This window comes from Variovorax sp. LjRoot130, assembly GCF_964253755.1.
Taxonomy (GTDB): Bacteria; Pseudomonadota; Gammaproteobacteria; order Burkholderiales; family Burkholderiaceae_C; genus Variovorax.
The window spans coordinates 3,365,102-3,383,658 of record NZ_CAXURM020000001.1; the positions used below are offsets into that span (position 1 = coordinate 3,365,102).

The 18,557-nt window shown below is 64.6% G+C and carries 19 protein-coding genes and 4 pseudogenes; 10 read left to right on the plus strand and 13 right to left on the minus strand.

Features of this window, described 5'->3' with window-relative positions:
- Positions 1-72: 72 nt before the first annotated feature.
- Entirely contained in the window at positions 73-855 is a 783-nt protein-coding gene (locus tag ACSQ86_RS16710) for an aldolase (RefSeq protein ID WP_436304378.1), read from the minus strand.
- Between the two features lie 175 nt (positions 856-1,030).
- On the minus strand, positions 1,031-1,912 hold the full coding sequence (locus tag ACSQ86_RS16715) for a LysR family transcriptional regulator (RefSeq protein ID WP_436304379.1): 882 nt from the start codon (positions 1,910-1,912) through the stop codon (positions 1,031-1,033).
- Positions 1,913-1,914: 2 nt separating this feature from the next.
- Here ACSQ86_RS16715 and ACSQ86_RS16720 point away from each other — a divergent pair.
- A pseudogene (locus tag ACSQ86_RS16720) lies at positions 1,915-2,065 on the plus strand (IS256 family transposase); the annotation flags it as partial.
- A gap of 76 nt (positions 2,066-2,141) precedes the next feature.
- Here ACSQ86_RS16720 and ACSQ86_RS16725 read toward each other — a convergent pair.
- The 6 genes and pseudogenes from ACSQ86_RS16725 to ACSQ86_RS16750 all read right to left on the minus strand — a co-directional run bounded on the left by ACSQ86_RS16725 (position 2,142) and on the right by ACSQ86_RS16750 (position 6,623).
- Positions 2,142-3,230 (minus strand): cyanophycinase, encoded by a 1,089-nt coding sequence (locus tag ACSQ86_RS16725; RefSeq protein ID WP_436309213.1) that lies wholly within the window; start codon positions 3,228-3,230, stop codon positions 2,142-2,144.
- An 84-nt stretch (positions 3,231-3,314) separates the two neighbouring features.
- Positions 3,315-3,671 (minus strand): annotated as a pseudogene (locus tag ACSQ86_RS16730) (transposase); the annotation flags it as partial.
- A 175-nt stretch (positions 3,672-3,846) separates the two neighbouring features.
- Positions 3,847-4,494 carry a hypothetical protein gene (locus ACSQ86_RS16735; RefSeq protein ID WP_436309214.1) on the minus strand — a complete coding sequence of 216 codons (648 nt, stop codon included), beginning with the start codon at positions 4,492-4,494 and terminating at the stop codon, positions 3,847-3,849.
- A gap of 25 nt (positions 4,495-4,519) precedes the next feature.
- Positions 4,520-5,068: a helix-turn-helix domain-containing protein gene (locus tag ACSQ86_RS16740; protein ID WP_436310279.1), complete on the minus strand. Its 549-nt coding sequence runs from the start codon at positions 5,066-5,068 to the stop codon at positions 4,520-4,522.
- Between the two features lie 233 nt (positions 5,069-5,301).
- Positions 5,302-5,676: a chorismate mutase gene (locus ACSQ86_RS16745; protein WP_436309215.1), complete on the minus strand. Its 375-nt coding sequence runs from the start codon at positions 5,674-5,676 to the stop codon at positions 5,302-5,304.
- Positions 5,673-6,623 carry a Bug family tripartite tricarboxylate transporter substrate binding protein gene (locus ACSQ86_RS16750; protein WP_436309216.1) on the minus strand — a complete coding sequence of 317 codons (951 nt, stop codon included), beginning with the start codon at positions 6,621-6,623 and terminating at the stop codon, positions 5,673-5,675. Before ACSQ86_RS16750 ends, ACSQ86_RS16745 begins: the two co-directional genes overlap by 4 nt.
- Before the next feature lie 307 nt (positions 6,624-6,930).
- On the opposite strand from ACSQ86_RS16750, the gene ACSQ86_RS16755 reads away from it, so the two are divergent.
- A complete protein-coding gene (locus ACSQ86_RS16755) occupies positions 6,931-7,554 on the plus strand; it encodes an acyl-homoserine-lactone synthase (protein ID WP_436309217.1) in 624 nt (207 codons plus the stop codon).
- 6 nt (positions 7,555-7,560) lie between these two features.
- Here the strand turns inward: ACSQ86_RS16755 and ACSQ86_RS16760 are convergent, their stop codons facing one another.
- Positions 7,561-8,268 (minus strand): autoinducer binding domain-containing protein, encoded by a 708-nt coding sequence (locus ACSQ86_RS16760; protein WP_436292803.1) that lies wholly within the window; start codon positions 8,266-8,268, stop codon positions 7,561-7,563.
- Between the two features lie 56 nt (positions 8,269-8,324).
- Positions 8,325-8,513: pseudogene (locus tag ACSQ86_RS16765) on the minus strand (hypothetical protein); the annotation flags it as partial.
- 2 nt (positions 8,514-8,515) lie between these two features.
- Between ACSQ86_RS16765 and ACSQ86_RS16770 the strand changes: the two are divergent.
- A complete protein-coding gene (locus ACSQ86_RS16770; RefSeq protein ID WP_436309218.1) occupies positions 8,516-9,922 on the plus strand; it encodes a c-type cytochrome in 1,407 nt (468 codons plus the stop codon).
- A 435-nt stretch (positions 9,923-10,357) separates the two neighbouring features.
- On the opposite strand, the gene ACSQ86_RS16775 is transcribed toward ACSQ86_RS16770, so the two are convergent.
- The 3 genes from ACSQ86_RS16775 to ACSQ86_RS16785 all read right to left on the minus strand — a co-directional run bounded on the left by ACSQ86_RS16775 (position 10,358) and on the right by ACSQ86_RS16785 (position 13,540).
- Entirely contained in the window at positions 10,358-11,308 is a 951-nt protein-coding gene (locus tag ACSQ86_RS16775) for a tripartite tricarboxylate transporter substrate binding protein (RefSeq protein WP_436309219.1), read from the minus strand.
- Positions 11,309-11,426: 118 nt separating this feature from the next.
- Positions 11,427-12,401, minus strand: a complete 975-nt coding sequence (locus ACSQ86_RS16780) for a LysR family transcriptional regulator (protein WP_093111775.1) — start codon at positions 12,399-12,401, stop codon at positions 11,427-11,429.
- A 53-nt stretch (positions 12,402-12,454) separates the two neighbouring features.
- Positions 12,455-13,540, minus strand: a complete 1,086-nt coding sequence (locus ACSQ86_RS16785; protein WP_436309220.1) for a tripartite tricarboxylate transporter substrate binding protein — start codon at positions 13,538-13,540, stop codon at positions 12,455-12,457.
- A 115-nt stretch (positions 13,541-13,655) separates the two neighbouring features.
- On the opposite strand from ACSQ86_RS16785, the gene ACSQ86_RS16790 reads away from it, so the two are divergent.
- The 7 genes and pseudogenes from ACSQ86_RS16790 (at position 13,656) to ACSQ86_RS16820 (ending at position 18,554) form a co-directional block, all read left to right on the plus strand.
- The gene (locus ACSQ86_RS16790) at positions 13,656-14,210 is read left to right on the plus strand and encodes a cupin domain-containing protein (RefSeq protein WP_436309221.1); all 555 of its coding nucleotides are present in this window, start codon (positions 13,656-13,658) and stop codon (positions 14,208-14,210) included.
- Complete coding sequence (locus ACSQ86_RS16795; RefSeq protein ID WP_436309222.1) at positions 14,211-14,723, plus strand: cupin domain-containing protein; 513 nt, start codon at positions 14,211-14,213, stop codon at positions 14,721-14,723.
- A gap of 57 nt (positions 14,724-14,780) precedes the next feature.
- Positions 14,781-15,479 (plus strand): RraA family protein, encoded by a 699-nt coding sequence (locus ACSQ86_RS16800; protein ID WP_436309223.1) that lies wholly within the window; start codon positions 14,781-14,783, stop codon positions 15,477-15,479.
- 5 nt (positions 15,480-15,484) lie between these two features.
- Positions 15,485-16,456, plus strand: coding sequence for a Gfo/Idh/MocA family protein (locus ACSQ86_RS16805; RefSeq protein WP_436310280.1), 972 nt, complete (start codon positions 15,485-15,487; stop codon positions 16,454-16,456).
- Positions 16,449-17,417, plus strand: coding sequence for a Gfo/Idh/MocA family protein (locus ACSQ86_RS16810; protein WP_436309224.1), 969 nt, complete (start codon positions 16,449-16,451; stop codon positions 17,415-17,417). The genes ACSQ86_RS16805 and ACSQ86_RS16810 overlap by 8 nt, the downstream gene beginning before the upstream one ends.
- A pseudogene (locus ACSQ86_RS16815) lies at positions 17,414-17,779 on the plus strand (serine hydrolase domain-containing protein); the annotation flags it as partial. The gene ACSQ86_RS16810 and the pseudogene ACSQ86_RS16815, both read left to right, overlap by 4 nt.
- Positions 17,780-17,804: 25 nt before the next feature.
- The gene (locus ACSQ86_RS16820) at positions 17,805-18,554 is read left to right on the plus strand and encodes a serine hydrolase domain-containing protein (protein ID WP_436309225.1); all 750 of its coding nucleotides are present in this window, start codon (positions 17,805-17,807) and stop codon (positions 18,552-18,554) included.
- The last annotated feature ends 3 nt before the right edge of the window (positions 18,555-18,557 follow it).

Sequence of the window (18,557 nt, forward strand, 5' to 3'; positions counted from 1 at the left end):
GCTGCAAGCGCGAGCAGTGCCGCGCAAATTCGGTGCATTGAAGGGTGTGTCATATCGTCTCCCTTGGTTGCGTCAGCTCAGGCAGTCCGGCGTCTCGCGCAGCACGCGCCGCGCGAGGTAATTGAACGTCGCAGCGATGTACTTGGGACTGCCGCGATAGCTACGCGCCTCGCGTGCGAGTTCCGGCTTCACCCGCTTGATAGGCCCCACCGCTCGCGCCATAAGTTGCAGCTTCGCCGCGCGCTCGACGTAGAACGCAAGCACCGCCGCGTCCTCGATGGTCGTCGCCGCAGTCAGCAGGCCGTGGTGCGCGAGCAGCACCGCCTGCTTGTCGCCCAGCGCGGTCGAGATCATCTCGCCCTCCTCGTCGCCGATCGGCACGCCCGGCCACTCGGGGAGATAAGCGCAGTTCTCGTAGAGCACGCAGGTGTCCATGTGCGACACGATGAGTTCCTCCGCGATCATCGACAGCGCCGAAGCGTGCGGCGGATGGGTGTGCACGATCGCGTTGGTCTCGGCACGGGCGCGATAGATCCAAAGATGGAATCGATTCGCGGGGTTGGCCATGCCCTCGCCAGCGAGGACGTTCAAGTCGTCGTCGATCAGCAGGATGTTGCTCTCGCGCGCCTCGTCGAAGCCCAGCCCGAAGCGGAGCGTCCAGTAGGTGCCGGGCTTCTCCCCGCGCGCCGAAACCTGGCCCGCGAGCGCGGACTCGTGCCCATCGCGATCGAGGATGCGGCACGCGAGCGCGACCTTCTGTTGCAGCGTCCAGCCGGTCACCTGCACGAACTTGTCCAGATCGGCCCGGAACTTCGCGTCGTACTCGGATTTCGGCCGGGATACCATGTTGTTCACTGGGGATTCCTTTCTCTCTCAGCGAAGGCGACGACTGCCAAGGCCGCCAAAACACCGATGATGAGGGGGAGCATTGCTGCACTCCCGGTTGATGGCTATACGTCCAAGCTTGGACGCGCCCGGCTTCATTCGCAACTGACCTTTCGGAACGCCGGCCGTCGCGGGCCGCGATGGCTCAACCCGCAGCGAGATGCGCGAGGAGTTCCTCGATCGCAGGGGCGGCGGCCGGGCGCGGGGCGCACACCAGGTAGAGTTGCATGCACGCCCAATCGTCGGTGAGCGGCAGCGCGCGCACCTGCAGGAGATCCTCGTACGGCAGAATGTTTGGCGCGGGCATCACCGCGATACCGAGACCCGCCCGCACCATCGCGCGCATCGCCTCGTAACTCTGGACCTGCATGGTGAACTTCGGCTTGCGCGCCATGCGGGCTGCCGCTGCCAGCGCCCAGCCGCGGAGTGCGGTGCCTTGCACCAGCGTGATGAGATCGAACTCGAGCGCTTCCGCGAAAGAGATCGCCCCGCGGCTGGCAAGCGGATGCGAAACCGGCATGACCAGCATGAGAGGAATGCTGCGATAAGGAACGACGCGCATCCGGTCGATGGGCTGAAAGTGGCCGATGATGCCGACGTCGGCACTCCCTTGCGCGACCTCCTCAATGATCTGCAGACTCCGGCCTTCTTCAAGACGAATCTTCACCGCGGGCCGCTGCGCGATGTAGCTCGCGAGATCCGCGGCCACGACGACAACCGCGGTCTGATTCCCCAACATCCGCAAATCGGGCTGATCGTCTGCAGCAAGGGTGCTGAGCGCATCGGGTATTCGGTCGAGCGTCTTGATGACCTCGCGCGCCTGGCGGGCGAGCGCTTCGCCCGCAGCGGTCGGGACGACTCCCGCGTGCTGGCGTACGAGTAGCGCGACTCCGAGCCCGGCCTCGAGGTCACCGATGCGTTTGCTCGCCGCCGAAGCGACGATGTGCTCGTGCTCTGCGGCCTTTGCGATGCTGCCGTGCTCGATCGCGCTGACGAAGAGCTTTAGCGTGGTGAGGTCGAATCGCACGAATGGATCGTAAGGCAAACAAGACCGCCTTGAGGGTTTCGCACCGCAACAACCGTGCTGCCGTGACGCGCTGGATGGCCAGCCCACGGCCAGGCGCTGCTGCCGATGCTGGAGCTGTTGGAGAACGCGCAGGCCAGCGTGGACGAACTCATCCAGATCAGCGACCAGATGGCAGCGGCTGGGCAGCTCTGAACGACCGGCCCGGGGCGGCTGCCAAGGCATCGGCCCATCAGTAGATCCCGCCCCCCGGCTGCGAAGAGATCAGCACGCCGGCTTCGGCTGACAGGTCGTAGCGCGTCGTCGCGCCGCCGGCGCCGGTCCAGTTCTTGACATGGAACGACCCCGCGCCCGACAGCCGCTCGACCAGCACGTTGCGAAAGGTCAGCGGCTGCCGCGGCTCGCACACCGTCGGCGCGATCGACGGCCGCAGGAAGTACACCGATCCGCCGAGGTCGACGCCTTGCGCGTCGCGGTCGGCCAACCGGGTCGCGACGCCCTTGTCGATCGCCACCGCGGTCGATGGATCGACCCCGATGCCGCGCGCCGCATCGACGCCGATCCAGCCGTCGCTGGGGTTGGTGAGGCGCGCCAGGAAGGCGAGCAGCCGCCCCATGCGGTCGCGCTCGTCGAAATGCGAGTCGGTGATGACGCCGGTCATCGCGGCGGCGGTCAGGAACTCGCGGTCGAGCGTCATGCGGCGGTTGTAGGGGTTGGCCAATGCGTCGGCCGAGGTGACCGTGCCTTTCAGTGCGGCGAAGTCGAACTGCCCCAGCACCGCCAGCCCGGCGCTGGTGCCGCCGATCGGCACGTTGCGGCGGACCAGGTCCCGGATCGCGTCGTCGAGCGCGGTGCCCTTCCAGAACTCGATGTAGTCGCTCTGGTCGCCGCCTGCGATGAACAAGGCTTCGGCCTTGCGCACCCGGTCGACCACGAAGGGGTCGTTGGCCGCTTCGACCGAAGGGATCACGAGCGACTCGACCGAATCGACGCCCCCCATCACGTAGACGTATTGGTTGTAGCCGTCGGCGCCGGTCGCGCGGATAACGACGAAGTCGCCGCCGCCGGCCTTGTCGATCATCCAGCGGAACGCCGCGTCGACGTCGGAGCCACCACCCATCAGCAACGTCGACGGCGAGCGCGGCGGCTGCGACGAGGCCGCATCGGCCGGATTGCCGGTGAGGTAGTAGTCGTAAGACGTCTTGGCCTTCGGCGCAGCCGACGCGACCAGCGCAGCGCCGAGCGCGGCAATGCCCAATGCCAGCCGCGCCAGCAGGCGCAGGAACGGCCGAGGGCCGCGTGCAGGGTTCGCCGCGTGCATCTTCAACTCCTCCTCGACGCCACGACAGGCGCCCGGAATCTTGTTCGAGGGCCTGCGGGCTTGTCAATGGGCACCGACACTGTCCGCGGTGCGATAGCTCACGCCGAGCTGCCTGGTCAGTTCCAGCGCCGACACGTTGTTCTTGGCCTGCGTGAGCAGTTGCTTCGCCAGGAACCAGCGCGTCAGGGGCAGCTTGGTGGCCTCAAAGACGGTGCCGCTGGTCACGCTGCACTGGTACTGGCAGCCGGCGCACTGCCAGTACAGCCGGCCCTCGCGGCGCAACGAGGTGCGCGACTGCATCACGCCGCAAACCGGGCAGACGAACCCGCCGGGCCAGCGGGCAGCGACCAGCGCCTGCTCGCATTGCTGCTCGGTCCCGTAGCGGTCCATGAACTCCGGCAACGACAGCCCCTTCTGGAACTGCACTCGGTTCATCGGCATGGCGCATCTCCTGGTTGGATGCCGCCCATCCTCGGCCCTCACTGGCTCACAGCGTGAACCTGCTGAGCTTGCTCGCTAGTCAGCAACCGCCTTGTTGCACTTGGTGGTGAGAACCAGATAGGTTCCAGCGGACTGCCTACGGCAGCCGCTGAACTCAAACGTTGAACGACCGCTTCTATGAGGACTGGTTTGTCAAGGCATGACGGTCATGGCGGGACCTGTTCGTAGCATCCGATCGAAGTGCCGGCGGGCTGTCCGTCCACACTACAGCTTTGCCCTTATCCACGGCCGCTGTCCCGAACACCACCCACGCATCGCAGATGGCACCGACGTCCTCCAGGACCTGGAATCTCTCTGGGTACTCTTCGAGCAGCGAAGAGAACGCAATGCCGGCCTCGTACTTCTTCGCCAGCAGGCCCTCGCCCACGGCCGTGACCGTAGGTTCAAGCACGGCCTCCGACCACCGGGACAGGTCGGCATATTCTCGCGTGGCGGGCTGTAGCCCTACGCGGCGCGGCAACTGCCCAGCGTCGTGATCCTGCGCCATTAGTAGCGACATGGGCCTGCTGCGCGAGATGAACGCGTCGACCACGAACACCTGCCGCCGGAAAGCTCCGGTGATCTCAGCCGTCGACGGGTGCGCGGCGCACTGCAACATGAAGTCCGCGCGACCATCGATCAACATCCGGGCACCTTGGTGGAAGTCATCGACAAGCTCGATGCGAACGCGCTCAAGGTCCAGCAGGCCGTGCGCCCTCAGATAGCGCCGCAGCACGAAATCATGGTTGCTGTTCGGCGGACCCAGGGTGACGAAGGTGGACATGAATTTGAAGCGGTGCTGCGGCAGTCTAGTTGCGAAGGGTCAGGACGATCGCCAGGTAGCATGCCGGTGCCTCGATGATTGCGTCGACGCCATGGAGCGCGCTCGCCTCGAAGAGCAAGGCGTCGCCCTGGCCAAGTTCGAGCCGCCTGGTGCCGTACCGGTAGCGCACGCGCCCGGACATCATGTACAGGAATTTCAAGCCAGCGTGTTGAGTACCGGGGTGCGGCTGCGCGTCCGGCAGCAGCGTGACGAAATGAGGCTCCACGAACAGATTGCCTGACAGCACGTGACCCAGCAACGCGTGGCGGCAGTCCGTCCCGGCGCCGAGGCGCTCGACGACGATGCCCTGGCCGGCCGGCACGAACGACATGTCCGAGCGGCTCCCCGGCTCGCAGAAGAAGCGCGAGAGCGGAATGTCCAGCCCGTGGGCGATGCGATCCAGCGTTTCGACAGATGGAGACACCAGGCCACGCTCAACGCGAGAGAGCATCGAACGGGAGATGCCGCAGTTGCGTGCGAGCTCTCCCCCCGAGGCACCGGAGGCAACGCGCAACGCCCTGATCTGCTCGCCCAGTCGCGAGGCAGACCTGCTGCGGGCGGGAGCGGGGATGCCGTGTTGGGGTGACAGCTCAATCGGGATGCTTGTTCTTCTCGTCGTCGGGAGCGGCGACGCCGGGGACTTTCTTCTCATGGCATCCGCCTCCACTGCAGCGCGGCCCTCACCTGGCGCCAGCCAAGACACACGACACCTGCCACTCGAATGGTCGAATACGAGTCCGGAGACAAGACGGTGGCGCTCCACCCACCTCAGCTTTGCTTCACGGCAACAACGATGCGTTGGTCCGGATCGCTGCCGTCGGACTGAATGATGGCGTCTTCGAGCCGGCATGCCTCCTCGATGATGAGTTCGTAGAGCTGCCGCAAGAACTCCCCGTTGAGTCCGTGTTGCTGAGCGAACAACGATGCACGCTGCTGGACGACTCCAATTCGGCCAGCCTGCATCATGGGTATTCCATTGCGCTTCTTGTGAAGACCGATCTGGCGGCAACACGCGAGGCGGTCGCGGATGGCCGCCAGCAATGCCTTGTCGATCACGTCGAGTTCGTCACGCAGCCTTTCGAGGACCTCATGGGGATTACCGGCCGGTTGGCACGGTGTTGTGGATAGAGGCGAGGTGTTCATTCCGCCCTCACACCCTGCGCCACGATGATGCCGCGCAAGAGGTCCGTGTCCGATTTGATTCGGCTGGCCAAGCCTTCGGCTGTCGTGCCAACGGCCTGGTAGCCCTGCTGGAACAGCTTCTGCCTGACCTCGGGAGATCGCGTGATCTCGCTGAGCAGCGCCGACAGCCGGGCAATGATGGGTTTGGGCAGCGTGGCCGGCGCGGCCGCGGCGGTCCAGATCTCGATCTGGAACCCGTGGATGCCCGCCTCTTCGAGGCTCGGGAATTCCGGCACCAGCGCACTGCGGGTCGCCGAGGTCACGCCGATGGCGCGCAGCTTGCCGGCATGAACCTGGGCCGCGCCCAGGCCAGGCGGCAGCAGTGCGAGCTGGATGTCGCGTCCGATCAGTCCGTTGATGACCTGCGGGTTGCCCTGGTAGGGCACGTGGATCGGCGCGATGCCCGAACGGGTCTTGAGCAGTTCCATGGCCAGATGACCCACCGTGCCGATGCCTGGCGTGCCGTAGCTCCAGCGGTTGCCTGCAGTGCGCGCAGCGGCGAAGAAGTCGCGCGCGTCCCGCCCCGGCGCATCGACGGGCGCCGTCAGCAGCAGCGGCGCGGTGCAGATCAGGCTGATGGGGGCGAGGTCCGTGAGCGGATCGTAGGGAGTGGAAGGCGTCACCAGCTTGGCAATCGTCATGTTGCCGTTGATCAGCATGCCGATCGTGTGCAGGTCCGTGGCCTTGGCCACCAGGTTGGCGGCGATGTTCCCGCTCGCGCCAGGGTGGTTCTCCACAATCACGGGCTGCCCCAGCGCTCGGGACAGCGGCTCGGCCAGCGTTCGGGCGACCAGGTCCGGCGAAGACCCGCCACCGAAGCCCACGATGATGCGCAGGGGCTTGGTCGGCCACTTGTCGCGAACAGGCTCCGGCTTGGCGGCAGTTTGCGCGCCGGAGCCGCTGGCCATCGCAACAAGAACAAGCGCACCCAGAAAGCTGCGCAGGAAGCGGAGGAGAGAAGGAGTCGGTCGCAAGGAAGGTCACCTGAGTTCGATTCGGTGCGCCGATCATTTCCCACGTTGAGTGCGCTTTCAACGCTTGCATGCGACGCAAGGGTGGGCCGCCGTACGTCCCTCCCGGGAGCCTTGCATCCCGCGCAAATCGGGTGTGGTACAGGTCAAACCCGCCGCCGGTTGGCAACCTGCCAGATCATGTAGTTTCCGACGTCGGCGCGCTCCGCTGGAATGGCCTCATGACATTCAACGGGATCAGAAAGTGGAAATTCTGGCGGGCACGCCCATCAGCTTAGGCGCCGACCTGATGGCCCGGATGGCGCGCTACCGGCACAAAGTCTTTGTCGAGCGCCTGGGCTGGCCGCTGCATTCGCCCGAAGGAATGGAATACGACCAGTTCGATCGGCCCGATACCCTCTACTTGGTAGCGCTGCGCGGCGATAGCACTCTGGTTGGCACGGCGCGGCTGCTGCCGACCGAACGGCCGTACCTGCTGGGCGAGGTCTTTCCCGAGTTGATGGGGGATTCGGAAGTCCCGCGATCCCCGGACGTCTGGGAGTTGTCGAGATTCGCTGCGGTGGATCTCGATTCGATCGATCCGAACGCAGATGGTCGATACTCGTCGCCATTGGCGGTGGCTTTGCTGCGGGCCGCAATGTCGGCGGCCGCCGGCGCCGGGGTGAGCCGACTCATCACGGTTTCTCCACTCGGGATCGAACGTCTTCTGCGGCGATATCGCATCAGTGCAAGCCGCGCGGCAGCGCCGCGGTTCGTCGGCGAACAGCAGGTCTTTGCCTGCTGGATATACACCGACATCCCGGGCAGCGGGGGGCGAGCGTTGCACTCTCAACAGTCGGACGCCAGTTCGACCAAGAGGGACGCATAGGTGAATTCAGTGAAACAAGCGCACGGCCAGGCGTGCAACAGCGGCGGTCTTGTTCGCGGTTCCGAGCTTCACGAGCACGTTATTGACGTGGAAGTTGACCGTGTCGACCGAGATGCCAAGGATGTCCCCGACCTCGAGGGAAGTCTTTCCGTCTGCCGTCCACTGCATGACCTCCCTCTCGCGCCGGGTCAAGCGAGGAGGCTCGCCAGACGCGATGGCCGTGAGCGCGGAAGAAAGCGCTATCTGCGCGACGTTTACCAGCCAACGCAGAGGCATGTCCTTCGCGCGGAGCTCCTTCTCCGTCAGCCGTTCGTGTGATCTCGACAAGGACAGCAACCCCACCGAACCGTCCGCGTCGAAGCACGATTGCGCCCAGCCGACGCACAGGCCGAAGGATCTCGCTTCGGCCCATAGCGCCGGCGTCTCGCAGAAGAGCGCATCAGACCACACGATTGGCGTCAGGCTCCTGGTTGCGTGAAGCACCGTGGGATCGACCGCAAGGTAGCCGGCCTCCTCGTAGCGACGACGCCAACGCGGGTCATAGTCGTTCAGCAGGAATATTCTTGGCCGCGTAAAAGGCGAGGGCCGTCGCAAGCCGTATGCGCAGCGCTCAAAGCCAAGACTCCTGGCGCTTTTGCAGATTTGGGCGAACAGGTCGTCCACGCCATGCGCGCGACTGATGCCCGTAACAAGATCTTCCGTCCATGCCTTCATGACAGCCCTCGCCATGTCCAGGATCTGCGGCGAATGCAGCGGCCGCACGCCAATAGTTATGACTTGAAACTATCAGACAAAGTCGTTGCGCGCCGCCTCGGGCGCCGCAAAAGCGTCTTGACCGGATCCTGCACGGCCGTGAAAAGGTCGGCAACCAGGCCGCAATCGGCCACGCTGACGATCGACGCCTCTTCGTCCTTGTTGGTTGCCACGATCACCTTGGAGTCCTTCATGCCTGCCATCCCTCTTGACGCACATCCCAACGAATACTCGACGCACGATTGTGCTACGAGTCGATACCACCACCGTTGATACCGAAGCAGGTGCGCGCGGTGTTCCCAACTACCTGCATCAGGTCGTGATCTCGCCAGATGGCTTGCGCGCGGTCTTGCCTTCTAAGAAAGACAATATTCTGCGCGGCCAGTGCCGAGACGGCCGGAAGCTGGATCACGATAAAACGGTGCGCTCCGTGCTCAATCAGGTGGACCTTGCCAAGGGTGAAGACCTCCCCGCCAGTCAGATCGACTTCGACAATCAGCCGCCGTCGAGAGCGGCAGTCTTCTCGCCATTGGGCGACTTCGTTTTCGTTGCCCAGATGGAGGGAAATACGGTAACGGTCGCCGATGCCTACAGCGGTAGTCGGGGGGCTCAGATCACTCGGATGCGGAGTACGCCGCATGGCTTGTACATCGATGCTGAGCGCAAGTTGTTGTTCACCAACAATTTCCTCGATCGTTCGGTATCTGCGTATGACGTGAGCACGATCTACTCCGGTAAGAACGCTGACGCTCCGTTGCTTCACTACGTTTCAACAGTCGCGACCGAGCCGTTGAAGGCATCCGTGCTGCGCGGCAAGAAGCTCTTCTACAACGCCAGCGACATCCGCATGTCCAACGAAAGCTACATCTCATGCGCGAGTTGTCATGTGGATGGCGGAGATGACGGGATGGTATGGGACTTCACTCAGCGCGGTGAAGGCATGCGCCGCACCATTTCTCTGCTAGGGCGTGCCGGACTGGGCCATGGCAATCTGCATTGGAGTGCCAACTTCGATGAAGTCCAGGACTTCGAGAACGACATTCGTCGGGAATTCGGGGGGGCTGGCTTCATGACTAAAGCGGACTTCGAGGTCACGGCCGACCCGTTGGGAGCACGGAAGGCCGGAAAGAGCCCCGAGCTGGACGATTTGGCTGCATACCTAGCTTCGCTCGACAAGTACATGCGCAGTCCGGTACGCAACGCCGATGGAGCTTTGAGCGTGACGGCCCTGCAAGGTAAGAAACTATTCGGCGACCTGCAGTGCATCACTTGCCATTCCGGTCTCGCTATGCGTGATGGACAACGGCACGATGTAGGGACTATTCAACCCAGCTCGGGCAAAGGCAGTGGCAAGAAACTCGCCGGTGCAGGGTTCGACACGCCAACTTTGCATGGGATCTGGAGCAATGCGTCCAGTTTCCACAATGGCCAGAAGACAACGACAAAGGATCTGATCGTCTCCGGTCATGGAAATAGCAATGCATCGAACTTGTCGCCTGCAGATGTGGATGCACTGGCCGAATATCTTCGGTCCCTGGATGGACCTAAAGATGATGCGAGTGTTGGCTCGACTGCGCCACCTTCTTCATCGCCGACCAGCACTGCTGCGCAGTGAACAGGGTTGGCAATCGACATTGAATAGATGAGAGGTATTCAGATGTTCTGTTCACCCATTGTGAAAGAGGTCGAAACGATGGTCTTTCGAAAGAACTGGTTGCAGGCCGTCATGTTATGTGTCGCTATTTTCACAAGTGGATGTGGAGGTGGGGGAGGTGGGGAAAGCTCCTCTCCTGTCAAATCCATTCCTCAGTCCTCGGCGGGTGCTCCTTCCTCATCGACGACGGGCACGACGGCTGCACGGACACCAGGGAAGACAGGGGCGGGCTCTGACGTGCAACCAGTTGATGTTTCTAACATCAGCGATTGTGTTGCTTCTTCCGATCTTGAGGATCGCTGACTAGAGCCTTCCTTGGCCTGTCGAGCGACCAAGCCGGTAGCTGCCTGAAAGGACGCGCACCAAGGCAACGCTGGACCCGGCCGCACACGCCAGCTACTTGGACACGCGCTCCTTCCAGACAACACTGTATTCCTGCTGCTGCCGCAAGAGGTCTTTCGCGAACGTCTCGTGGTCCATGTAGTGAAGGGGCATGCCTTGCTTGTGGGCGATTTCGACGAATGCAGGATCCTTTGAGGCGTCGGCAACGGCGCTGCGCAGCAGCTTGAGAACGTCCTCCGGCGTGCCGGCAGGCGCAGCCAGGCCGCGCGATGCACTGGTCACCACGTCATACCCTTGTTCGACAAGCGTTGGCGCGGTCGGTATCGAGTTCAGGCGCTTGCGGGCTGTGACGCCCAGGGCGCGGACCATCCCAGCGCGCAGATCTCCTGCACCGTCCACCGCCGTGACGTAAGCCATATCGAGGTCACCGGCCAGGATGCCCATCCGAGTCGGCGCTGCACCGGCGTAGTGAACCGCCGTCAATTGAATGCCCGCCTTTTGTTCGAGTGCGAGCATCGTCAGGTGCGGCAAGCTGCCCTCACCTGTCGTTCCCACCGTCACCTTGCCGGGATTCGCCTTGGCATAAGCCACGACGTCGGGCATCGACTTGAAAGGGCTCTCCTTCCGCACGAAGAACATGCCGTCGTCCTCGACCAGGTTCGCGATGAGCGCGAATTCGGACAGCTTGTACTGTGTGGGGCGCTGCAGCGGAAACACCACCACGTTCGGCGCGGTGATGATGCCGATCGTGTAACCATCAGGCTTCGCCTTGGCGATGGCGGTGAACCCGATCTGTCCGCCGGCACCGGGGCGATTGGCAACCACCACCGGCTGCTTCAGGCGCTTTTCCAGGTACAGGCCGATGGCGCGGCCCATCGCGTCCGCGCCTCCTCCCGGCGCGAACGGAACGATGAGCGTGACGGGGCGATCCGGATAGGTGGCGTGGGCCGGCCAGGCCGCTGCCGCAAGGGCGAGTGCCAGGCTGGTGAGCAGGCTGCGCAGCATTTTTGTCTCCTTCGACTCCAGGCGGGATACGCTGCCAGTATGCGAACGCCGGCGATCGAAGCAGTGCCATTTCCGACATAACACCTATGCGTGTGCCCTGGTACCCGGCTGCGGCCCCTCACGAGTCCCAGTAGGGCGGCCTACCGAACTTCTGCGTGAAGTAAGCGACGAAACTTCGCAACTGCTTCGACTTCGACAGCTCGGGAATCCAGACGAAGCTGATGTCGCGCGGCTCCATGTCACTGTCGATGCGCCATTGCGGCAGCAGTTCGACCAGCTTGCCGCTGCGCAGGTCGGCCTGCACGGCCCAACTGGCCAGCAGCGTCACGCCCATGCCGCTCGCCGCAGCCTCCGCGAGGATGTCCGAGCTGTTCGCTGCCAGCGGCCCGGCGACCCGGATGGTGCGCATGTTCCTGCCGGACCAGCTGTGCCAGATGCCCGTCGGGGCCAGGCGGGTATGAATGAGGCACGGATGCCTGGCCAGGTCCTCGGGACTCTGGATCTTGCCGCGCTTGGATTCGTAGCTCGGAGAAGCACAGAGGATTCGGCGCTGTTTTGCGATCTTCGCCGCCACCAGGCGCCGATCCGGCAGGTGCCCGATGTGAAGCAGCAGGTCCACCTCGTCACGCACGAGATCGACCTTCTCGTCGGTCAGCGTAAGCCGGATCTCCACGCCCGGGTTCGCGTCCCGGAAGGACTGGAGGTGCGGCAGGATATGCTGCTTGCCGAACATGGGGCCGGTCGTCACCTTCAGCACGCGGGGACTGGAATTCGACTGGCGCAGCTGATCCAGCAACAGGTCGGCCGCACGCAACATGTCCTTGCCAGTATCCACGAGCAGATGGCCTGCATCGCTGGTGGAGATGGATCGCGTGGTTCGCTTGAACAATGGAACGCCGACCATCTCCTCCAAGGCGAACAGTTGCCTCGAGGCGGCGGGCTGCGACAGTCCCAGGCTCGCGGCTGCTTCACTGATCGACCCCGATCGCTCGATCGCGAGGATCAGCTCGATCCCGGCGATCAACTGGGCCCGCTCGGTGATCTTCCTCGCGTTCTGTTGCCTCGTTCTGCCTTGACCGGTACCGTTCGCCATTGCCGTGCAAGCTCCAAATGCGGGCCGGCATGATAGCGCTCTGCCCCTGTTTCCTAGTTCTCCCAGGGCGAAACACGCCAGAGGGCCCGATAGTCGCGGTCCAGCCGCTCCAGCTCACCCTTGAAATCCTGGGGTCCCATGTACCGCAGCGGCAGCTTCTGGGCGGCGGCTTCCTTCTGGAACTCCGGACTGCGCACGATAACCTCCATCGCCTCGGCCAGAACGCGCACCACCTGCGGCGGGGTGCGCGCGGGCGCTGCGATGCCCCGCAGCGCGCTGATGACCACGTCCACGCCCTGCTCGCGCAGCGTCGGCATCTGCGCTGCGGTGGGCGAGCGATGCTCCGCGGCTTGACCGAGGGAACGCACCAGGCCCCCGTCGAGGTCGGAAGCGGCATCCGCGATGGTGATGAAGCCGACATCCACGTCGCCTGCCAGCACCGCTTGCCGGATCGGGACCGTCCCCGAGTAAGGCACCGCCATCAGCTTCGCTCCGGCGTTCTTCTGGAGCGACAGCAAGGCGAAATGCGGAAGCCCCCCGTTGCCTGTGGTGGCCAGGTTGATGCTGTCGGGCTTGCTCTTCGCTTGGGCCACCAGGTCCTTCATGGTCTGGAAGCGGTGATCCTTGCGGACAAAGAAGACCCCCACATCCTCCACAAGGTTGGCGATCGGCTGGAGATCCGAGAGCTTGTACTGGGCGGCGCGCTGGATCGGCAGGACCACGACATTGGGAGCCGTCACGACGCCGATGGTGTATCCGTCCGGCTTGGCGCGAGCGATGGCGGCAAAGCCGATCTCGCCGCCGGCACCAGGACGATTCACCACCACCACCGGCTGGCCGAGCTTGCGCTCGAGGTGCCGCGCCAGCAGCCGGCCAGCCGCGTCGGCCCCGCCGCCGGCGGGAAAGGGCACGACCATCGTGATGGGCTTGTCGGGGTAGTTCGCTTCCGCGGCGGCGGCCGACGCCACCCCGATCAACGAAGCAAGAATGAAGCGAATCAGATGTTTCATCGCCGTTTCTCCATTGTTCTGGTCATCACCCGGTGCCCGGCAATGCTTCGCACGCCCCAGGACGAAGCACAGCGCATTCCCGTCGTCCGATTCTGCGCCGGTGCTACGTGGCCGCCTTCCTTTCAGCACATGACTCTTATGTCAGCGTCGCATGAATCACCGGCGAATAGATGACATGCTTCCTCATCATCGCAGCGCTGGAAAGCACCGCCCACATTCCGATATCACAGTACAGAGTCATACCATGGAGCAAGCTACATCCATCAGCAAGGAACAGTTGGAACAGCGGATCGCGCGCTACCGCGAGCTGTCCGGCACCACGAGCGCATTTGTCGATTCGCGCCTGCCGGGCGGACAGAAGCAGAACTTCAAGCTGGTCGCTGCCGGCAAAGGCATCTTCGAGAACCCGGACATGCGACCGGCGATCGCCGCAGCGCACAACATCAACATGAGCTGGGTGCTGATCCCGCCCGGCGGGGGTTCGAATCTGCATGATCACCCGGGCTCCGGTGCCGAGCTGTTCATTCCGGTGGATGGGCCTCTGACCATCTATTGGGGCGAGACCGGGGAGCAAGAAATCGTTCTGCAGCAGTTCGACTGCGTCTCGATCCCCGAAGGGCTGATGCGCGGCTTTCGCAACGACTCGGACCGCGCCGTCCTGATGCTCGCCATCGTGGACGGGGGCGCTTCCGGCGGCGGCAGCGTGCGCTGGCATCCGTCCGTGCTGGAACGCGCGGCGAAGACGGGCGTGTACCTGGACGCCAACGGCAAGCTGGCCCAGGAGGCTTCGGCCCAATAGATGGCAGCGGCGGTGCCCGCGCGTTTTTCCGACAAGGAGCGAGACATGACGAAGGTTCAGGTTGCACGATTCGCAGAGCTCAAGGGCAACAAGGCCGGTTTTCTCGACACCCGCCTGCCGGGTGGCGCGAAGGAGAACCTGAAGCTGATCGGCCGTGGCTCGTCGGAGAACCCGCTTCCTCCGGCCATCTCCGGCGACCACCGGTACGTCATGAACTGGGTCAGGATCCCGCCCGGCGGCGGATCGCGGATGCATTCGCATCCCACGCAGGAGGTGTTCATTCCCGTCGAAGGGACCATGACCATCTACTGGATCGGCGACGACGCGCAGGAGCATGCCATCTCCGCGCAGCCGAGAGATTGCGTGTCGGTCGAGGGCGGCGCGATGCGCGGCTTTCGCAACGACGCGGACACCGAGGCCCTCATGCTCACGATCGTCACGGGCCACGACGCCGGAGGTCCGCTGATCTGGCACGCCACGGTGGTGGCGGAAGAGAATGCGCTGGCCACCTGAGCGAGCGATCTCAAACCGCACCGTACGAACCGCACCATCGCGAAACAAGGAGCTCACATGGCCGATAGCACCGCCCTCTTCAACCTCGACGACCTCGACCTGCTCGCGTCCTGGGATACGCCGACCATCTGCAACGCCCTGGAACTGTTGATGCCGGAAGTGCCGCTCACCGCCTACACGACCCGGCCGGGCGTGCCCCTGGACGGTCCGTTCCAGCCAATGATCGGTGTGGCGCGCGTCGGCACGATTCGCGCACGCAGCAAGCCTGCCCAGCCGGCGGCAGACCGCTTCGACTGGTACGACTACGTGCACGCCAGGGAACTCCCGACCATCGTGGTCCTGCAGGACCTGGACGACCAGCCCGGCGCCGGTGCCTTCTGGGGCGAAGTGCACTCCAAGGTTCACCTCCGGCTGGGGTCTCGCGGCTGCGTCACCAATGGCTCCTTCCGCGATACGGATGCCTGGGCGCCGGGCTTCAAGATGCTGGGCGGCTGCCTCGGCCCGAGCCATGCGCACGTCCATCTGGTCAGCTTCGGCGAGCCCGTCTCGGTGCTCGGCATGGATGTGCGCCATGACGACATCGTTCACGCGGACCACCATGGTGCCGTCGTCGTTCCGCGCGACTGCGTCAAGCGCCTGCCGGAGGCGGTCGAACGCATTGCCGCCAAGGAGCGGCGCACGCTCGAGCTCTGCGACGCCTCCGACTTCTCGCCGGACCTGATGCGCCGCGTTCTCAAGCAGGGGCATATCCATTGAAGCCGATGCTGCTGGGCATTGCCGGCCTGGGCTGGTGGGGCCAGCGCCTGGTCCGGTCCGTGCAGGGGAAAAGCGACGCGGTGCGCTTTGTCGCCGCCGCCGTGTCCGATCCCGCCAAACGGGCCGATGTCGCCAAGGAGCTGGACCTCGAGCTCATCGACTCCTTCGAAACCCTCGTGCGCGACAGCCGCATCGACGGCGTCGTCATCGCCACGCCGCACTCGCTCCATCCCAAGCAGGTGGAGCTCGCCGCGGCCGCAGGCAAGCAGGTGTTCTGCGAGAAGCCGCTGGCGCTCACCGCCGCCGATGCGCAACGCGCGATCGCGGCCTGCTCGAAGCACGGCGTCACGCTGGCCGTCGGCCACAACAGGCGATTCGCGCCCAACGTGAGGAGCTTGATCGAGACCGTCAGGAGCGGCGAGCTCGGCAAGCTTCTGCACATCGAAGGGCACTGGAGCAACGAGAACACGACCCGCCCCGACTTCGGTGCATGGCGGGCTTCTCCGCTGGAAAGCCCCGGCGCGGGAATGACCGGCACGGGCATCCACGCGCTGGACATCATGACGGCGCTGTTCGGGAAGGCGGCCGTGGTTCGGGTTCAGTACCGCGCGCACTCATCCGCAGGGCAGGCAGCACGCGATGCACTCAGCGTCCTGATGGAGTTCGGCGGGGGCGTCTCCGGGGTGCTGACCACGATCCGGCCGACCCCGCGCTTCTGGCGAGTTCACGTGTTCGGCCTGGAGGGATCGGTCGAAGCCCGCGGAGACACGGAGCTTCGCCTGTACCGCCGTGACCAGGCTCCCGTCGTCACCCGGTTTCACGAGATCGACACGCTGCGCAGCGAGCTGGAGGCGTTCGCGCACAGCTGCGGCGGTTCTGCGCACTATCCCGTGACGGCCGAGCAGATGATCCACTGCGCCGGCGCGCTGGAAGGCATCGTGGAGCAGCTACGCACCCGGGAGATCCAACATGGTTGATGCCGCTATCCTGGGGCTCGGCTGGTGGGGCCAGGCACTGGTCTCGGCAGTCCAGGGCAAGAGCGAGCGCCTTCGCTTCGTGAAGGCAGTCGTTCCGGACCTCGCCAAGCGCGCCGCCGTCGCCGAGCAGCTCGGCGTGGCGCTCAGCTCGAGCTATTCGGAAGTCCTCTGCGATCCCTCGATCCAGGCGATCGTGGTGGCCACGCCTCACTCCCTGCATGTCGAGCAGGTCGTTGCCGCCGCACGCGCCGGCAAGGCCGTCTTCTGCGAGAAGCCGCTCTCCCTCACTCGCGACGGCGCCCAGCAATGCGTGGACGCGTGCGCCGCGGCAGGAGTGACGCTCGCGGTGGGGCACAACCGCCGGTTCATGCCTGCAATCGCTTACCTGCAGGACGCGCTCAGCCGAGGGCTGCTGGGTCAGGTGCTCCATCTCGAAGCCCACTCGAGCAATGAAAGTGCCCGCAAGAGCTTCGCCGCCTGGCGCTCCGAGGCCGCGGAATCCCCCGCGGCTGGAATGACCGGCACCGGTATTCACCTTCTCGATCTGGCGATCTCCCTGCTCGGAAGGCCGGACAGCGTCACCGCAAGGGTCTTCGGCATGGAAGCAAGAACACCGCCGGAAGACGCGTGCAACGTGTTCCTCGCCTTCGCCAATGGCGTAACCGCCACCCTTTCCATGGTGCAGACGACACCCCGCTTCTGGCGCATGCACCTCTTCGGCAGCGACGCTTCGCTGGAGATCCTCAACGACGAGGAGATGGTGTTGTACCGCGCCGGGCAGCCACCGCAGCGCCGGCAATTGGCAAAGGTCGATGCACTCCGCCTGGAGCTGGACGCGTTCGCGCAGGCGATCGAGCTCGAACGGCCCTACCCCATCTCGCCCGAGCAGATGGTGTGGACCGCGGCCGTGATGGAGGGCGTTTGCCGTTCGCTCGCAACAAGCCAAGAGGAGCAGCTGTGAACGGGTTCGAGGAACAACTGCGGCCGGCACTGCGTGAGAGCGGGTTGCCGGGCATCGTGTGCGCAGCTGCCGGGCCGAATGCGTTGCTCGACCTCGCATCTCTGGGGCATATCGCCTTCGACGCGTCGGAAAGGATGTCGCTGGACACCACCTTCTGGATCGCCTCCATCACCAAGCTCGCGACTGCCGTGGCGGTGTTGCAGCTCGTCGAGCGCAAACGGCTGCGGTTCGAGCACGAGGCCGCCGACTACCTGCCCTTCTTCCGCGATCTCGAGGTCCTGACGGAGGTCGGGCTCGTGCCCGCCACGACACGCGTCACGGTGCAGCACCTCATGACGCACACCGCGGGTTTCGGGTACGAGACATGGAGCCGGCCTCTCGCAGAACATGTGCTGCTGCAGAACCTGCCCGCCGCGCGCAGCGGGCTGCGGCGCTCGCTGGAGCGGCCGCTGCTCTTCCAGCCCCGGGGACATGTGGAACTACGGCATAGGGATGGACTGGGCAGGTCTGCTGGTGGAGCGCATCGCCGGCTGCAGCCTCGGCGAGTACCTGCGGGCCCATGTGTTCGAGCCCCTCCAGATGCATTCGACTGGATTCGCGCCCCGGGCCGATGCGATCCGGGCTGCCCTGTACGCCCGTCAAGCGGGCGGCTCGCTCGCAAGCGCGCCGAACGCACCGAATCCGGATCGCGACTTCGATGCCGGGGGAGCGGGTCTGTACGCCACGCCTCGGGACGTGCTGCGGCTTCTTCAGTCCATCCTGCGTGCGGCGCAGGGCAGCACGCAGGAGGTGCTGCAGCCGCAGACCGTCGCCGAGGCCCGCCGCAACCAGATCGGATTGCTCGAGGTACGCGACCTTCCCACCTGCGCGCCGGAGCGCAGCAGCGATCTTGTCATGTCGCCCGACACAAAGAAGTGGAGCCATTTCGGCCTGCTCCATCTGGAGGCACAACCGGGCGGCCGGTCGGCGAACAGCATCTCGTGGGCCGGCATCGCCAACACCTTCTTCTGGATTGACTTCGAAGCAGGTCTCGCAGCCGTCGCGTTCGCGCAGAGCCTGCCCTTCCTCGATCCAAGCGTGCTTGCATTGGTCGGCCGGTATGAGCGTTGTCTGTATGCCGGTCTGCGGGCCGGATGACAG

What these genes read in the sequence shown, in the direction of transcription:
- ACSQ86_RS16790 (WP_436309221.1), top strand. Translation starts at nt 13,656, where the DNA reads ATGGAGCAAGCTACATCCATCAGCAAGGAACAGTTGGAACAGCGGATC.
- ACSQ86_RS16800 (WP_436309223.1), top strand. Translation starts at nt 14,781, where the DNA reads ATGGCCGATAGCACCGCCCTCTTCAACCTCGACGACCTCGACCTGCTC.
- ACSQ86_RS16805 (WP_436310280.1), top strand. Translation starts at nt 15,485, where the DNA reads ATGCTGCTGGGCATTGCCGGCCTGGGCTGGTGGGGCCAGCGCCTGGTC.
- ACSQ86_RS16795 (WP_436309222.1), top strand. Translation starts at nt 14,211, where the DNA reads ATGGCAGCGGCGGTGCCCGCGCGTTTTTCCGACAAGGAGCGAGACATG.
- ACSQ86_RS16760 (WP_436292803.1), bottom strand. Translation starts at nt 8,268, where the DNA reads ATGAAGGCATGGACGGAAGATCTTGTTACGGGCATCAGTCGCGCGCAT.
- ACSQ86_RS16820 (WP_436309225.1), top strand. Translation starts at nt 17,805, where the DNA reads ATGTGCTGCTGCAGAACCTGCCCGCCGCGCGCAGCGGGCTGCGGCGCT.
- ACSQ86_RS16810 (WP_436309224.1), top strand. Translation starts at nt 16,449, where the DNA reads ATGGTTGATGCCGCTATCCTGGGGCTCGGCTGGTGGGGCCAGGCACTG.
- ACSQ86_RS16745 (WP_436309215.1), bottom strand. Translation starts at nt 5,676, where the DNA reads ATGAACACCTCGCCTCTATCCACAACACCGTGCCAACCGGCCGGTAAT.
- ACSQ86_RS16725 (WP_436309213.1), bottom strand. Translation starts at nt 3,230, where the DNA reads ATGCACGCGGCGAACCCTGCACGCGGCCCTCGGCCGTTCCTGCGCCTG.
- ACSQ86_RS16735 (WP_436309214.1), bottom strand. Translation starts at nt 4,494, where the DNA reads ATGTCCACCTTCGTCACCCTGGGTCCGCCGAACAGCAACCATGATTTC.
- ACSQ86_RS16780 (WP_093111775.1), bottom strand. Translation starts at nt 12,401, where the DNA reads ATGGCGAACGGTACCGGTCAAGGCAGAACGAGGCAACAGAACGCGAGG.
- ACSQ86_RS16750 (WP_436309216.1), bottom strand. Translation starts at nt 6,623, where the DNA reads ATGGCCAGCGGCTCCGGCGCGCAAACTGCCGCCAAGCCGGAGCCTGTT.
- ACSQ86_RS16775 (WP_436309219.1), bottom strand. Translation starts at nt 11,308, where the DNA reads ATGCTGCGCAGCCTGCTCACCAGCCTGGCACTCGCCCTTGCGGCAGCG.